Below are 16,622 nucleotides of genomic sequence, written 5' to 3' on the forward strand. Positions count from 1 at the left end.
AGTTTAAATGACACCATATTGAGAAATGACAGTGTTAAGACTATTGGATTTGTTCCATTTACATGGGGAACTAAAACTATCGAAGATCATGCCGTTCAGAAAAGAATATATTGCCACTTCCCTTTCGTCCCTAAAACGTATATGCCATTGGGTGATTATCTTAAAAATGTTAAAGTCTGTGACAAAGACACAAAAGATCAGACCATGTGTACTATAGAAAATAATATTGACTACGATAAGACCATTAACTCTATTACTAATACCACCGCCCCTCATGATTTTATTAACATACCTATAGATGATGTTATATCCAATTCCTATTGTCTAAAAACATCAAATGCTTATACTCTAAGTTCTGATGATCTAACCAATGATAATATTCAGAGAAATATAGAGCAAGAAGTTGAGGGCGATACATTAGTAAGCTCTGGGATATTAGCTGGAAATAAATTACTGAAAGAATCGAATTCTACAAATAGTAACAAGTTAATGATCATTCTGTCTGACGGCAGTGACAGTGGTAATGGCATTACAATTACATCAACGCTTATGGAAAAAGAAATGTGCGATAAAATAAAAGAAAATAATATCAGAATGGCATTTATTGCTATTGGATACTCAGAAGAACATAAAACAACAAATAAGTCATATAACATTGATTGGAACAAGTGTGTCGGTGAAGGCAATTATTATGAGGCATACAATGCTCATGAGTTAGAAGCCAGCCTCCGTCAGGCATTGAGCTCAACAAAAACGCCTGAAGTTGGCCGTAATATACCTAAAAACTGATGATCAGGTGCGGTGACATTCACCGCACCTGTTTTGATTATTTCGCGCCGCCCGCTTCCATACCGACTAAGCCAACCTTGAGATAACCTGATTTACGCAGTGCATCCATCACGCTCATCAGGGTTTCATAATCCACCACTTTATCCGCCTGGAAGAAAATGGTGGTTTCTTTATTAGATTGCGTCACTTTATCCAGCGCTGCCGCCAGGGTATCGCGGTCAACCTGCTGATCACCGACATAAAGCTGATTATCGGCTTTAACTGTCAGGAATACCGGTTTTTCCGGCCGTGGCTGTGGTACCGCTGAAGACGCCGGTAAATCCACTTTAATATCGACTGTTGCCAATGGTGCTGCCACCATAAAGATTATCAGCAGTACCAACATTACATCGATAAAGGGTGTCACGTTGATTTCGTGTAATTCACCGCTTTCATCAAGATTGTCATTCATGCGCATAGCCATAAATCACCCCGCACGCAATTGGTGAGGATGCTTAGATGACTTTGCCTCAGCGCTGCTCGCCAGATCAAGGTCGCGGCTTAATAGCAGCAATACTTGGGCGGCAACGTCACCCACCTGTGCACGGTAACTACCAATTAAGCGAGCAAATATATTGTAGATAACTACCGCAGGGATTGCTGCGACCAGACCTAACGCCGTTGCCAGCAAGGCTTCGGCGATACCCGGTGCAACAACAGCCAGATTGGTGGTTTGCGAATGAGCAATACCAATAAAGCTGTTCATAATGCCCCATACGGTGCCAAACAACCCGACAAACGGTGAGATTGCACCGATAGTAGCCAGGAACCCATTGCCTTTACCCATTTGGCGACCAATGGCTGCTACACGGCGTTCCAGCCGGAAAGCCGTACGCTCTTTAATGCCATTGTTATCATTGGATTCTGTCGACAATAGGCGCTCGTTTTGCGCTTCTCGTAGCAGTAAGGCACTAATGCTATCGGTGCTAAAAGCCTCCGCCCGCTCAGACGCGGTATCCATATCAGTCACAGCCCCGATAACTTCATGTTCTTGCTGCAAACGGCGGCGAGCACGGAATAACTCAGTACCTTTGGAGAACAAAATAGTCCAGGTTACGATTGAGGCTAACACCAGACCAATCATCACCCCTTTAACCACCACGTCGGCATGTTGATACATGCCCCAAACAGAGAGATCCATTGCCAACCCTTGTGGTGCTGGAGCTGTTAGTGGCTGAACCGCTGGCGCTGATGTGGCAGGGGCAACATCGTCTGCATTAGCAGGAGTTGCCGCGACTGGGGTGATTTCCGGCGCAGGTAACGGTGTTGATGTTGCCGTTGGTGTGGCAACAGATGCAGCGACTGCACTGCTGTTGCCTGGCGCGGCCTGTACATGGCCTGCCAAACCGGCCACCAGCAATAATGCCATTACGCCTGCTATCATCCGGCCTTGCACGAATGATTTATCTTTAATCTCTTTGCCAGCTATTTTCACGCTGTGCCTCCACCCAATATGCAGATCAATTTAAGGACGAAATCAGGTGCCGATCATATCAAACAAATCGGGGATTGATAGTAATTATCATTAGTATTTGAGACGATTTTTTAAGAATGAAAGAGAATTATTCTGATTGAAACAATTATGTAAATTAATAGAAATGATAGCGACCTTAATTATTCCATGCCGATAACATTAGATATAAAGATAAGAAGTGATTGATTGAACTAAAGAACTCTCACCAAGACTCCTTAATAAATCCCTTGTTTTGCCACTTACACAGAATTTCTCCATTACAAACTGTCAGAAAACAGCGCGTCACTCTCTTTAGTTTTTTTCATGGTGAAAGCTGCCCCCACATAACAATCATCATGCTAACGTAAGGAATATATCTCTAAAATGAATGCTGGCTCTGGAACTACAGCATATCCTATGTAAAGGTGACGACACGATCATGTCTGCAAACAAAGAAACGACAGAAAAACTGGAAACAGCCTTAGTCAGTGCGGGCAGAAGTAAACGATTTACTCAAGGCTCAGTGAATACGGTGATCCAGCGGGCTTCATCGCTGGTTTTCGACTCGGTAAAAGCGAAGAAGCATGCCACTATCAATCGGGGAAAAGGCGAATTATTCTATGGCCGCCGAGGCACCCTGACTCACTTCTCGCTGCAAGAGGCGATGACAGAGCTGGAAGGTGGCGCAGGTTGCGTCCTTTATCCTTGCGGTGCCGCGGCTATCAGCAACGCAATTTTGTCATTTGTCGCAACGGGTGACCATGTGCTAATGACCGGTTCTGCTTATGAGCCGGCCCAAAGTTTTTGCGATAAAATTTTATCACGCATGAATATCACCACGACCTATTTTGATCCGATGATAGGTGCTGGGATCGACTCATTAATTACCCCAAAAACCAAAGTGGTATTCCTTGAGTCACCCGGTTCCATCACCATGGAAGTACAAGATATTCCGGCAATGGTGCAAGCTATCCGGGCCGTTGCACCAGACATCATTATTATGATGGACAACACCTGGGCTGCGGGTGTGCTGTTTAAAGCACTGGATTTTGGTATTGATATCTCTATCCAATCAGGAACTAAATACATCATTGGTCATTCTGATGCGATGCTGGGGATTGCCGTTGCCAACGCGCGTTGTTGGGAGCAACTGCGTGAAGACTCTTATCTGATGGGGCAAATGGTTGATGCTGACACAGCTTATCTTGCTAGCCGTGGATTGCGCACACTGGGTGTGCGTTTAAAACAGCACGAGAAAAGCAGTATTGAAATTGCTAACTGGCTGGCTCAGCGCCCGGAAGTTGCCACTGTCTATCACCCTGCCCTGCCAAGCTGCAAAGGCCATGAATTCTATAAACGAGACTTCAATGGCTGTAATGGCTTGTTCTCTTTTGAATTAAAAGAAGAGTTAAGTCAGCAACAGTTAGAGGCTTATCTCGACCATTTCACCCACTTCAGTATGGCCTTTTCATGGGGCGGTTTTGAATCCTTGATTCTGGGTTATCAACCGGAGAATATCCGTGCCATTCGTCAGTATGAAGGGGACGGGATAAAAGGCACACTGTTCCGTCTACATATTGGTCTGGAGAATGTGCAAGATTTGCAGGACGATTTGGCCGCAGGATTTGAGCGCATCAAAACAGTGCAGTAAGGGTTTCTGAACGATTGATTTGTTAATGCGCGGTAACAATATCCGCGCATTAATCCTCTCTTACACAAATAGTCTCAACGACACGTATATATCCCTCAAAAATTCGATTATTGAGGATAAGATCAATGTGGATCCGCACCATTACGGATACACTAGACCAGTCCTTACAACAATATCCTCACACGCTAGGCAAACAGGAACAGAAATGGATGTATTACGCGAAATCCTTCATGCCTTATGGCAGCAGGATTTTAGTAAACTTGCCGATCCGAATGTGATTTGGGTCATTTACGGCATTCTCTTTACCACCCTATTTTTAGAAAACGGTTTGCTACCGGCTTCTTTCCTCCCCGGTGATAGTTTGTTGCTATTGGCGGGTGCATTAATTGCCAAGGGAGTCATGGGGTTCTTACCGACCATGATAATTTTAACCACTGCGGCCAGTTTGGGTTGTTGGCTCAGTTACCTGCAAGGGCTGTGGTTAGGCGATACTAAAATAGTTAAAAGGTGGCTGTTACAGCTACCGGTTCATTATCGGCAACGCGCCCATACTCTGTTTGTACGCCATGGTTTGGCGGCCCTGATAATTGGCCGTTTTCTCGCTTTTGTACGGACTTTACTGCCAACGCTGGCGGGTATTTCTGGCCTGAACAGTGCACGTTTTCAGTTCTTTAATTGGTTAAGCGGGCTGCTATGGGTGGGGAGTGTCGTTGGGTTAGGTTTCGCGCTAAGTCATATCCCATTCGTTAAGCACTATGAAAACCAGGTAATGACAGCACTGATGATTTTACCAATAGTGTTGTTACTGATTGGTTTGGTCGGCACCCTGGTGTTGGTGTGGTGTAAACGTAAAAGTGTCACTGAGTAACCCTGTGTTTGCCTCGTGACTTAAGCAGTTAAACGGCGCTCACCGCGCCGTTTTTTATTGCCATTATTCGCTGGGCCGTAAAATCAGTTAGTCCGCAGTTTAGCGACCTCTTCACTGGGTGTGAGACCAAAATAGCGTTTAAACTCACGACTGAACTGTGAAGCACTCTCATACCCTACTTTGTTGGCTGCGGTACTGGCTTTTAGCCCATCGTGCAACATCATCATTCGTGCGCGATGCAACCGGTAAGATTTGAGATATTGCAGTGGCGAGGTGTTAGTGACGGCTTTGAAGTTATGATGAAACGCCGAAACACTCATGTTCACATCTGCCGCTAATTGCTCAACATTAAGATTATCTGCAAATTGATTTTCAATACGCCGCAAGGTTTTGGTAATTTGATTAAAGTGCCCATGGCGGTTAACCAGCGCCTGCAAGGCTCCTCCGCACTGACTACACAGCACATAGTAGAGAATTTCCCGCACAATTTGTGGGCCGAGTACTCTGGCATCACGGGGATTGGACATCACATCCAATAAGCGCTCGGTGGCACACAGCATTTCTTCGGTCAGCGCCGATGAATTGACGCCAGAGGTATTACCGAACGGTTTATCCAGCTCATCATCACCGATATCTATCAGCAAATCCTGTAGCATCTGGCTGTCTATATGAATCGATATTCCGGCCAGAGGTATTTCAGGGCTGGCAAAAGTTTCACATTCAAACGGCAGTGGAACCGTCAGAATAAGGTAATTTTTCGGATCATACTGAAACACTTTACTGCCCAGATAACCCACTTTGTGCCCCTGGAATATGATGACTACACTGGGGGTGTACATTACCGGAGTGCGCGGCTGGTGCACTGTGGAGTACAAAATTTTCACCCGTGGCACAGCAGAGGGCGTTAAGCCATTCCCCTTCGCCAAACGCGTAATTTTTTCGGCCATCTGTGCCTGAATATCATTAACCTCAACCATATACTCTCACTTACTGGCGTTATCTGAGACAATCTAGCAACTAAAACGATCAGATATAAATTGTGCAATATTTACCGCATTTTCTACAGTGCTTTGGAGAAATAGGCAAGAGCAAGGCAGAAATGTGCATTGAGGTATCGCGCCAAGTTGCCGACAATGGCTGCCAATGGTACGGCAATAAACAATCATTGCATCACCGGCTAATACGTCGCGTTTTGATTACCATAATTGTTCATCACCCATAAGCTGGAAGACAAATAATGCAAAACTTTACCCTCCATACCCCCACTAAAGTGCTGTTCGGTACTGGCCAGATAGCACAATTGAGTAAAGAAATTCCTGCTGATGCCCGCATCTTGATTACCTATGGCGGCGGCAGCATCAAACAAAATGGTGTGCTGGATCAAGTCCATCAGGCACTGAAAGGCTTTGATTTCCTGGAGTTTGGCGGTATTGAGCCGAATCCAACCTATGAAACCCTGATGAAAGCTGTTGCGCTTTGCCGGGCAGAGAAAATCGACTTCCTGCTAGCGGTGGGAGGGGGATCAGTATTAGATGGCACCAAATTCATCGCCGCTGGCGTCAATTACCCACAAGAACCATGGCATATTCTGCAAACCACTGGCAGCGATATTAAAGAAGCACTGCCAATGGGTTCAGTGCTGACCCTGCCTGCTACCGGTTCTGAAGCTAACAATGGCGCAGTTATCAGCCGCCGTGAAACCGGTGATAAGCAGCACTTCTTCTCACCCTTTGTCCAGCCACTGTTTGCCGTGCTGGACCCGGTTGTCACTTATACTTTGCCACCGCGCCAAGTCGCGAACGGTGTTGTCGATGCTTTTGTACATACCATTGAGCAATATCTGACTTACCCGGTTGATGCAAAAGTGCAGGATCGCTTTGCTGAAGGGCTGTTGTTAACCTTGATTGAGGAAGGTCCGAAAGCATTGGCGGAGCCAGAAAACTACAATGTGCGCGCCAATATTATGTGGAGTGCCACTATGGCATTAAACGGCCTGATTGGGGCCGGTGTGCCACAAGACTGGGCGACACACATGTTAGGCCACGAACTGACCGCCCGCCATGGTCTGGACCATGCTCAGACGCTGGCGGTAGTACTGCCCGCTCTGTTAGTGGCGAAGAAGCAACAAAAGCGCGCCAAACTGCTGCAATACGCGGAGCGTGTCTGGGGCCTGCGTGACGGTAGCGAAGAGCACCGCATCGATGCCGCAATTGAAGCTACCCGTCATTTCTTTGAAAGCATGGGCGTTGCTACTCGTCTGTCGGCCTACAAACTGGATGGCAGTTCTATTCCTGATTTGATTAAAAAACTGGAAGAGCACGGTATGACTCAGCTTGGCGAACACAGTGATATCACTTTAGCTGATAGTAAACGTATCTACGAAGCTGCGGTCTAATAATAGCATCAGCCCAGTTTACAGTTTTCAACACAGAAGGCATCGTTGAACAGGATGCCTTCTGTTCAACATCTACTTACTCTTTTCACTTACCGTTAAAAGGGTGCTATCGTTATTAACTGCTAGGCTTTAGCTTATTACCACGCATTTTGCTGTTCATCTCTCAGTGGCAGATCGCCGATAGATCTGTGCACATTTTGATACTTCTCACACATGATTAATCGCTAGCAAGATCATAAATAGAATGATCACGACTAAACTTACATTACGGGTAAACAGGGCAAACACAGCCCAATCAGTCAGCGAAGGAGATAGACATGGCAACACAACCCATTATCAAATTGCACGATGGCAACCTGATGCCACAACTTGGCCTTGGCGTTTGGCAAGCAACGATTGAAGAAACACAGCTTGCTGTCAGCAAAGCACTCGAGGTGGGCTATCGCTCTGTCGATACTGCGGCGATTTATAAAAATGAACAGGGTGTCGGCTCGGCACTGAAGGCGGCGGGTGTGGCTCGTGATGAGCTATTTATTACCACTAAACTGTGGAATGACAGTCAGCAGGATCCGAAAAAAGCACTGGAAGAGAGCCTGAGCAAACTTCAGCTCGATTATGTCGATCTCTATCTGATCCATTGGCCCAACCCAACACAGGATCACTACGTTAGTGCCTGGCGTGAACTGATCACATTGAAAGAACAAGGTTTAATCCGCAGCATTGGTGTCTGTAACTTCCAGATTCCTCATCTGCAACGGCTGATTGATGAAACGGGTGTGGCGCCAACCGTCAATCAGATTGAGCTACATCCACTGCTACAGCAGCGCCAGCTCCATTCGTGGAATGCCACCCATCATATTGCAACCGAATCCTGGAGCCCGCTGGCCCAAGGTGGTGAGGGCGTTTTCGATCAAAGCGTTATTCGCCAGTTAGCGCAAAAATACAATAAAACACCTGCACAGGTGGTGATCCGCTGGCATCTCGATTGTGGGTTGATCGTTATCCCGAAATCGGTAACACCGGCGCGTATCAAGGAAAACTTTGAAGTGTTTGATTTTAAATTGCATAAAGATGAACTGACGGCAATTTCGAAGTTAGACAGCAATAAACGCCTCGGGCCAGACCCGGATGTTTTCGGGTCTGACAACTGAGTTCAAGACGATGCATTCAGTTTAATGATGCTTAGCTTTGCCCTTTGCGCCAGTAGCCGTCTGATTTACCGGGGATTTTCTCGCCCCGGTTTTGCTTACTGACGGTTTTGCCACTGGCGTACTACTGGCAACCTGCGGTTTTTTGCTGATAGCAGACGTTGTGCTTCGGCTACCTGGTTGACGCTGGCGGGTGATAGCAGTGTGCTTCGTCAGGGCCGGAGTATGGTGGCGCAGCGCCCGACGAGCTTCACGTTGCTCCTCGATTGTCGCTGCCGGAACCAGGCATTCCCGGCGGCTGCCAATCAAATGTTGCAACCCCATCTCCTCTAATGCAGTACGGATCATTGGCCAGTTAGCCGGATCATGATAACGCAGCAAGGCCTTATGTAACCGCCGCTGGCGATCCCCTTTCGGTACAACGACGTCTTCACTTTTATAATCAACTTTCGCCAGCGGGTTCTTACCGGTGTAATACATGGTCGTAGAGTTAGCCAGTGGCGACGGGTAGAAGTTCTGTACCTGATCCAGACGGAAACGGTTTTTCTTCAGCCATAGCGCCAAATTGACCATATCTTTATCCTCAGTGCCCGGATGGGCAGAGATGAAATAAGGGATCAAATACTGCTCTTTACCTGCCTGCTTGGAATAGGTATCAAACAACTCTTTAAAGCGCTGATAGCTGCCCATTCCCGGTTTCATCATTTTGGAAAGTGGCCCTTCCTCGGTGTGTTCCGGTGCAATTTTCAAATATCCACCCACATGATGGCTGGCTAATTCTTTGATATAGCGCGGATCTTCTACTGCCAAGTCATAGCGGACCCCCGAGGCGATCAGGATCTTTTTAATCCCTTTAAGATCACGTGCCCGGCGGTACAAAGAGATAGTCGGCTGATGGTTAGTATCCATATGTGGGCAAATCTCAGGATAAACACAGGATGCACGGCGACAGGTCTGTTCTGCCCTTGGTGACTGGCAGCGCAGCATATACATGTTAGCCGTTGGGCCACCAAGATCAGAGATAATACCGGTAAAACCAGGGACTTTGTCGCGAATCTCTTCGATTTCACGAATAATAGAATCTTCAGAGCGGCTTTGAATAATACGCCCTTCATGCTCAGTGATAGAGCAGAATGAACAGCCGCCATAGCAACCACGCATAATGTTGATCGAGAAGCGAATCATGTCATAGGCGGGGATCGGCGATTTGCCATAGGCTGGGTGCGGCACACGCTGGTAGGGGAGCGCAAACACGCTGTCCATCTCTTCCGTACTCAGTGGAATAGCCGGTGGATTAATCCAAATATAGCGATCACCATGTTTTTGCATCAAGGCCCGTGCACAACCGGGGTTGGTTTCATGATGCAAAATCCGCGAGGTGTGGGCATATAACACTTTGTCTGCTTTCACTTTTTCATAAGAAGGCAGCAAGACGTAGGTCTTTTCCCATGGTTTGGGTTTGGCGGCACGAACAGTAACCGGTTTAGCTTCAGATTCAGGAATGCTATCAGTGGCGCACGGCAGATCTTCACCGTACGGATTGGGAATGGCTTCAATACGCCCTGGTTTGTCCAGGCGAGTAGAATCAACCCCACTCCAGCCCGGTAATGCAGTTTTGCGCATCACAACCGTGTTGCGAACATCCTGAATATCGGCAATTTTCTCACCCGCCGCCAGGCGATGGGCCACTTCAACCAAAGGCCGTTCGCCATTGCCGTAGACCAACATGTCTGCTTTGGCATCCACGATAACCGAACGGCGCACAGTATCAGACCAATAGTCATAATGAGCAATGCGGCGCAAGCTGGCCTCAATACCGCCGAGCAATACTGGCACATGGCTATACGCTTCTTTACAGCGCTGGCTATAGACTAAAGTGGCCCGATCAGGTCGCTTACCGCTTTGATTATCCGGCGTATAGGCATCATCGTGGCGCAACTTACGATCGGCTGTATAACGGTTGATCATCGAGTCCATGTTGCCAGCCGTAACGCCGAAGAACAGATTGGGTTCACCCAACCGCATGAAATCGTTTTTATTGGTCCAGTCCGGCTGAGCAATAATTCCAACCCGGAAGCCTTGCGCCTCCAGCATACGACCAATGATCGCCATGCCAAAGCTGGGGTGATCCACATAGGCATCGCCGGTGACAACAATAATGTCGCAACTGTCCCAGCCCAATATATCCATTTCCTCCCGTGACATGGGTAAGAATGGCGCGGTGCCATAACATTCAGCCCAATAAGGCTGATAGGAAAACAGGTCACGTTCTGGTTGGATCAAGCTGGTACTCATGGCAACACTCTTTGAATTGGGGAAAGTTGAGGTGGTTCGGGTTAAGAAATCATCACCGGGCGGCGATTATACGCATTTCTCCACGTAAAGAGGAAGGATATATCTTTTGATTACCAGGCTCACACCATCAAGTGAGTGAATGTAGAGTGGATTAGGTTGCGGTTGATATTCGCTCTTTGCTCATCTGAGGCCAAGTAAGCACTAATCTTATATCAACCGAACCCGGTAACCCTTAACCTAACGCCTTAGCCAAGTGTTGGTGCAGCCTGTGTCACTAACTGCCCCGCAGAACCACGATCCGCCATCTCAAGTGTCTGGCTGTAGTACAAGAACGGGAAGTGCTCAGAGGAAACCTGATTGAAATACACCAGTAGCTCTACATCACCATCAACCCAAACAGTATCCTTCCAGCCGCGATCCTCGGCCATCGCCGGCGCGCCGTTGACATTCTTCACCAGGAAGGAGACCCCTTGAATATGGAATGCCTGTGGCATATCGGCATGCAGAGTCCAGCGCTCCCAAGTCCCTTGCTGGGCCTGAGCATCCACACGGCTCATATCCCAAATAGCGCCGTTAATGCCCGGTAAATCATCACCCAAACGGAACTCACGGGAACGAATCACGTTGCCATCCAGAATCTGGTCGGCTAATAAACGCATCGGCAGATTATCGGTCACCAGCGGCAATAAACCGGTTGGTTTTAATGTTAGCACTAGCGTAGAAATCAAAATACTTGAGGGTTCGAACAGCCCACGGAGCCTATCCATGATACCGGCAGATTCACCCGCCGTGATAGAGACTTCATTGCCTTGTGACATATCAATCACCACTTCGCGCCGCTCACCGGGAGCCAGCGAAAGCTGCTGTACGGCCACGGGCGCAGGCAAGAAGCCCTGATCACTGGCAACAACATGCAAAGGGCGGCCATCACTGAGTTGCAAGATGTAGCGACGAGCGTTAGAGGCATTTAATAGACGTAATCGAACCCAACCACGGGAGACTTCGACAAACGGGCTTTGCACCCCATTGACCAGCAATGTATCGCCAACAAAGCCACCTTTGGCTGGCGGGTCATATTCTGGCACGCCAAAATTATCAAGCCGCTTGTCCTGAATAATAATCGGGAAATCATCGACACCATAATGACTCGGCAATGGCATCGCTTTACTAATTTCATCTTCCACCAGCCACATACCTGCCAGTCCGTTATACACATGAGGTGCCATACGGTTAGGGGTATTGGCGTGGTACCAACAGGTTGCGGCCGCTTGCCGTACCGGCAATACCGGCGACCAGTCAACACCAGGGGAGATCATACGTGCCGCGCCACCCATTAGAGTACCAGGAACCTGCAACCCACTGATTGTCATGGATACCGGTTCAGCCAGACGGTTGCTATAAATCAGCTTCACATCATCGCCGCTGAAAACCCTGACTGTCGGCCCCAGATACATGCCGTTAATCCCCCAGACTGCGGCTTTCTGACCGCCGCTGAATGCCCAATGTGCACGCTGTAGCGTCAAAAACAGCGGTTGCCCACGACGAGACTCCAATAAGGGTGGAACCGGTAACGGGGGTTGCTGGGTACTATTAGCCTGTGCCCTCAATGGCAGCGAACCTGCGCCTAGCGCTAAGCTCGTAGCCTGAATGAACTGGCGACGACTGAGTGACATATCTTCTCCGTGAAAACCACAATCAAACCTACTGCAAAATTTTGCCTGACTGCGAATAACGCTGAAGGACGGCAAAACGCTCACGACCAGAGTCGTTTAAATGGAAAGCCAAAATTTACTTTAATCAAAACAAGCCACGCAATAACCTATCAATAAAAGCCAATAGTATTATTTTCCCGCCGCTTGCTGCTCTGCCTGTTGGGCAATTTCGGCATCGAGCTGCTCAATTTTAGCCAGCATCAGGTTACGACAATGTTCCGATAATTCACGCACGCGCTCTTTGCCATAACCACTGGTATCAACGGGCGGCATTATCTCTACAATGACTTTGCCATTTGACCAGCGGTTTAAATTGATATTATTGGTGCTGGACACGCAAATAGGCACAATAGGCACACCAGCAGCTATAGCGGCATGGAAAGCACCGGTCTTAAATGGCAATAACCCACGGCCACGGCTACGTGTACCTTCCGGGAACATCCAGATAGAAACATTTCTTTTTTTGACCTGCTCAACCACCTGAGCAATAGTGCCATGCGCCTTGGCGCGGTTATCACGATCAATGAGCAGGTTACCGGTCAGCCAATATAGCGGACCAAACAGAGGCACCCACAGCAGGCTCTTTTTACCCACCGTGACCGTACCGGACTGAACCACATTCGACATGGTGACCATATCGTAATTATTCTGATGGTTGGCGATATAAATACAGGTACCGTAGTCCGCCGCTTCCTTGGGGATACGTTGTTCAACTGTAATCCCGAATAATACCGACATCCGACCGAACAGATGCGCGAACGTCGCAAGATTACGTGGGTTTCGTGGCCTAAACAGGCAATAAATCGAACCAAACACACACACCAGAATACAATATAAAACTGCCAGCACCGTGCGCAAAATTAATAGCATAACAACCTCTTAAACACTCACTCTTAGACATGCGATCGACGCTAGTATAACGGCTTACCCACAAAATACCGCGCAGATTCATCGCCATAATTATGTAACGCGACAACGCACGCAAATTGCGCCTGCCATCGGTTACATTCACTGGGTGATGCCTGACTAACAATATAATAATGACCACCACGACAACTCAAGCCGGGTGGTCATTCATTTCTAGCGACGATTACTCTTCGGTATTGGTTGGTACTGGCGGCGCATCAACATCAACCCGATCAATACGCTGCAAGCCACGTGGTAACGGCGAACCTTTCCGACCCCGCTCTGCCCGGAATTTCTGTAAGTCTTCTGGGCGCAAGGTGAGCTTACGTTTACCAAAATGAAGAGTGATGGAGGTCTGAGGTGGCAGGACAAACAACCATGCCAGACGATCTTCACCCGCAGCCGCTTGTGCCGATGGGATGGAGACTATCTTATTACCCTTACCTTTTGATAACTCAGGCAGATCCGCGACCGGGAACATCAACATACGACCGGCGGCAGTAATAGATAACAACATGTCATCCGGCCCATGAATTTCTAACGGCGTCAACGCTTTGGCATTTTCCGGCAAGGTTATCATGGTCTTACCTGCACGGTTTTTAGCAACCAAATCATTAAAGGTACAGACGAAGCCATAACCGGCATCCGATGCCATCAATAATTTCTGGTCATCCGGTGCCATCAATACCTGTTCAATGGTTGCTCCCGGCGGCGGAGTCAGCTTACCGGTCAGTGGCTCCCCTTGCCCACGCGCAGAAGGCAAGGTCAGCGGATCCAATGCATAACTACGGCCCGTTGAGTCAATAAACACCACCGGTTGGTTACTCATACCGCGAGCCGCAGCACGGAAACTATCACCCGCTTTATAACTCAATCCACTCGGATCAATATCATGGCCTTTGGCACTGCGCACCCAACCCATTTCAGACAGTACAATGGTAACCGGCTCTGAAGGGACAATGTCATGTTCGCTCATCGCTTTAGCTTCACCACGTTCGGTCAATGGTGAACGGCGATCATCACCGTAAGCGGCCGCATCAGCTTGAATCTCTTTCTTAATCAGCGTGTTGAGTTTACGTTCTGATGCCAATAATGCCTGTAGTTGATCACGCTCTTTGGCTAATTCATCTTGCTCGCCACGAATCTTCACCTCTTCCAATTTGGCTAAATGGCGAAGTTTCAATTCGAGGATAGCTTCAGCCTGCGTTTCCGAAATGGCAAAATGCTGCATCAGCAGTGGCTTTGGCTCATCTTCGGTGCGGATGATATGAATAACTTCATCAATATTAAGGAAGGCAATCAATAAACCTTCTAAAATATGCAGCCGTTTCAGTACCTTTTCCAAGCGGTAATTCAGACGGTTACGTACCGTTTGGCGGCGGAATACCAGCCACTCAGTTAGGATCTCTAATAGCCCTTTCACTGATGGGCGATGATCCAGACCGATCATATTCATATTGATACGATAACTTCTTTCCAGATCAGTCGTGGCGAACAGGTGGTTCATCACTTGATCCAGATCGACCCGGTTGGTACGTGGAACTATTACCAGACGAGTAGGGTTTTCATGGTCAGATTCATCGCGTAAATCCTCAACCATTGGCAATTTCTTGGCACGCATCTGGCTGGCGATCTGTTCCAGCACTTTGGCACCAGAAACCTGATGCGGTAACGCTGTAATTACCGCACTGCCGTCTTCTTTCTTCCACAACGCCCGCATACGGACTGAGCCACGGCCATTCTGGTAAATTTTACGAATTTCATCACGCGGCGTGATAATTTCGGCTTCTGTTGGGAAATCTGGCCCTTGTACAAATTCCAGCAACTCTTCCAGTGAAGCAGTGGGTTTATCAATCAGTGCCAGCACCGCCTGTGCAATCTCACGCACGTTATGTGGCGGAATATCGGTTGCCATACCGACGGCGATGCCCGTAGTACCATTTAGCAGAATATTAGGCAGGCGCGCAGGTAGCATTTTCGGCTCCTGCATGGTGCCGTCGAAGTTTGGCACCCAGTCAACCGTCCCCTGCCCCAATTCGCCCAGTAAAACTTCAGCGTATTTGGATAAACGAGATTCGGTATAACGCATGGCGGCAAAGGATTTAGGGTCATCCGGTGCCCCCCAGTTCCCTTGCCCATCCACCAGCGGATAGCGATAGGAGAAAGGCTGCGCCATCAATACCATCGCTTCATAGCAAGCACTGTCACCATGTGGATGGTATTTACCCAGCACGTCACCCACGGTACGAGCTGATTTCTTGAATTTGGCGCTATTGTTTAGCCCCAATTCGGACATCGCATAGACAATACGCCGTTGTACCGGTTTCAAACCATCGCCGATAAACGGCAACGCCCGATCCATGATGACGTACATGGAATAGTTCAGATAGGCGTTTTCAGTAAAGGTGTGCAGCGGTAAGCGTTCTGCACCGTCATGAGTCAAATCACTCATTACTCAATTATCCTCAGACTCTGGGATGGCGATCACTGGCTTCAGCGGATCGGCACCGCAAGTTCATTGTCGATTTCTGCCCGCGATAGTACCTCATCTGCGGGGTTACTGTCACAACCCACAGATAAACTCAATCTTTCAGCTTTACAGCATTATCTTTCAAGCTTGCAACATCTGCCGCCCTTTCTATCAACGGGGTAACAAAACGATATCATCATGTAGCCTACCGCTTCTCTTCCCTTCATATACTGGCTATGCGCTGGACTTCCCTGCACTTTTATTTGCTCCCCCGATAACAGTGGTCGGGATGACGGCGTGCAAATCAACACACAGCGACAATGTCGTTTTTGCTTGCAGTCAATGTCGTTTCGCTTGCAATAGAAGTAGGAGAATACCCATGGCATCACCCAACATTCTGCTGTTACGCATCGATAACCGGTTGGTTCACGGTCAGGTCGGCGTGGCGTGGTCCTCATCTCTTGGGGCAAACCTGTTATTAGTTGCCGACGACGGTGTCGCGCAGGACAAACTCCAACAGCAAATTATGTCGATGACCGCCGAGTCTATGGGGTTAGGGATCCGTTTCTTCTCCATTCAGAAAACCATTGATGTTATTGGCAAAGCCTCTGCTGAACAGAAAATTTTTATCGTCTGTCGCACACCGGATGAAGCTCGCCGTTTGGTTGAGGGCGGGGTACCTATCCGCGATGTGAACGTCGGGAATATGCATTTTTCGGAAGGCAAACGTCCGCTAACCAAAAAAGTGTATGTCGATGATAACGATCTGGCCAACCTGCACGCAATTCAACAGCATAACGTAAATGTCTTTATTCAGGACACACCGAGTGACGGCAAAGATAAAGTCCAGTAAATAGCCGCCGCATCAGGGTATAGCAATCTGAGAGTTTCGGACT

At 48.2% G+C, this 16,622-nt stretch carries 12 protein-coding genes and 1 pseudogene; 6 read left to right on the top strand and 7 right to left on the bottom strand.

The window, feature by feature from the left end:
• Nucleotides 1-789 (top strand): annotated as a pseudogene (locus V2A85_RS00790) (TadE/TadG family protein); the annotation flags it as partial.
• Nucleotides 790-826: 37 nt separating this feature from the next.
• Here V2A85_RS00790 and exbD read toward each other — a convergent pair.
• Together exbD and exbB are read right to left on the bottom strand one after the other, a co-directional pair.
• Entirely contained in the window at nucleotides 827-1,252 is a 426-nt protein-coding gene (gene exbD, locus V2A85_RS00795; RefSeq protein WP_004390102.1) for a TonB system transport protein ExbD, read from the bottom strand.
• A 3-nt stretch (nucleotides 1,253-1,255) separates the two neighbouring features.
• Nucleotides 1,256-2,263, bottom strand: coding sequence for a tol-pal system-associated acyl-CoA thioesterase (exbB, locus tag V2A85_RS00800; protein WP_420070736.1), 1,008 nt, complete (start codon nucleotides 2,261-2,263; stop codon nucleotides 1,256-1,258).
• Nucleotides 2,264-2,720: 457 nt separating this feature from the next.
• Between exbB and metC the strand changes: the two genes are divergently transcribed.
• Together metC and V2A85_RS00810 are read left to right on the top strand one after the other, a co-directional pair.
• On the top strand, nucleotides 2,721-3,932 hold the full coding sequence (metC, locus tag V2A85_RS00805; RefSeq protein WP_372560500.1) for a cystathionine beta-lyase: 1,212 nt from the start codon (nucleotides 2,721-2,723) through the stop codon (nucleotides 3,930-3,932).
• A gap of 205 nt (nucleotides 3,933-4,137) precedes the next feature.
• Nucleotides 4,138-4,800 carry a DedA family protein gene (locus V2A85_RS00810; protein ID WP_083162413.1) on the top strand — a complete coding sequence of 221 codons (663 nt, stop codon included), beginning with the start codon at nucleotides 4,138-4,140 and terminating at the stop codon, nucleotides 4,798-4,800.
• 83 nt (nucleotides 4,801-4,883) lie between these two features.
• Here V2A85_RS00810 and V2A85_RS00815 read toward each other — a convergent pair whose 3' ends face one another.
• Complete coding sequence (locus V2A85_RS00815; RefSeq protein WP_420070737.1) at nucleotides 4,884-5,777, bottom strand: AraC family transcriptional regulator; 894 nt, start codon at nucleotides 5,775-5,777, stop codon at nucleotides 4,884-4,886.
• A 260-nt stretch (nucleotides 5,778-6,037) separates the two neighbouring features.
• On the opposite strand from V2A85_RS00815, the gene yqhD reads away from it, so the two are divergent.
• Together yqhD and dkgA are read left to right on the top strand one after the other, a co-directional pair.
• Nucleotides 6,038-7,195 carry an alcohol dehydrogenase gene (gene yqhD / locus V2A85_RS00820; RefSeq protein WP_372560498.1) on the top strand — a complete coding sequence of 386 codons (1,158 nt, stop codon included), beginning with the start codon at nucleotides 6,038-6,040 and terminating at the stop codon, nucleotides 7,193-7,195.
• Nucleotides 7,196-7,512: 317 nt separating this feature from the next.
• Nucleotides 7,513-8,346 (top strand): 2,5-didehydrogluconate reductase DkgA, encoded by an 834-nt coding sequence (gene dkgA, locus V2A85_RS00825; protein WP_420070738.1) that lies wholly within the window; start codon nucleotides 7,513-7,515, stop codon nucleotides 8,344-8,346.
• 21 nt (nucleotides 8,347-8,367) lie between these two features.
• Here the strand turns inward: dkgA and V2A85_RS00830 are convergent, their stop codons facing one another.
• The 4 genes from V2A85_RS00830 to parC all read right to left on the bottom strand — a co-directional run bounded on the left by V2A85_RS00830 (nucleotide 8,368) and on the right by parC (nucleotide 15,708).
• On the bottom strand, nucleotides 8,368-10,638 hold the full coding sequence (locus V2A85_RS00830) for a YgiQ family radical SAM protein (protein WP_372560496.1): 2,271 nt from the start codon (nucleotides 10,636-10,638) through the stop codon (nucleotides 8,368-8,370).
• A gap of 245 nt (nucleotides 10,639-10,883) precedes the next feature.
• Nucleotides 10,884-12,311, bottom strand: a complete 1,428-nt coding sequence (ftsP, locus tag V2A85_RS00835) for a cell division protein FtsP (protein ID WP_372560495.1) — start codon at nucleotides 12,309-12,311, stop codon at nucleotides 10,884-10,886.
• Nucleotides 12,312-12,479: 168 nt separating this feature from the next.
• Nucleotides 12,480-13,220, bottom strand: a complete 741-nt coding sequence (locus tag V2A85_RS00840; protein WP_083162401.1) for a 1-acylglycerol-3-phosphate O-acyltransferase — start codon at nucleotides 13,218-13,220, stop codon at nucleotides 12,480-12,482.
• A 220-nt stretch (nucleotides 13,221-13,440) separates the two neighbouring features.
• Nucleotides 13,441-15,708: a DNA topoisomerase IV subunit A gene (parC, locus tag V2A85_RS00845; protein WP_005188260.1), complete on the bottom strand. Its 2,268-nt coding sequence runs from the start codon at nucleotides 15,706-15,708 to the stop codon at nucleotides 13,441-13,443.
• A 397-nt stretch (nucleotides 15,709-16,105) separates the two neighbouring features.
• Here parC and agaB point away from each other — a divergent pair, with 397 nt between their 5' ends.
• The gene (agaB, locus tag V2A85_RS00850; RefSeq protein WP_004390117.1) at nucleotides 16,106-16,579 is read left to right on the top strand and encodes a PTS galactosamine transporter subunit IIB; all 474 of its coding nucleotides are present in this window, start codon (nucleotides 16,106-16,108) and stop codon (nucleotides 16,577-16,579) included.
• Nucleotides 16,580-16,622 lie beyond the last annotated feature (43 nt).

The organism is Yersinia sp. 1252 StPb PI (assembly GCF_048593885.1).
GTDB classification, from domain to species: Bacteria; Pseudomonadota; Gammaproteobacteria; order Enterobacterales; family Enterobacteriaceae; genus Yersinia; species Yersinia enterocolitica_E.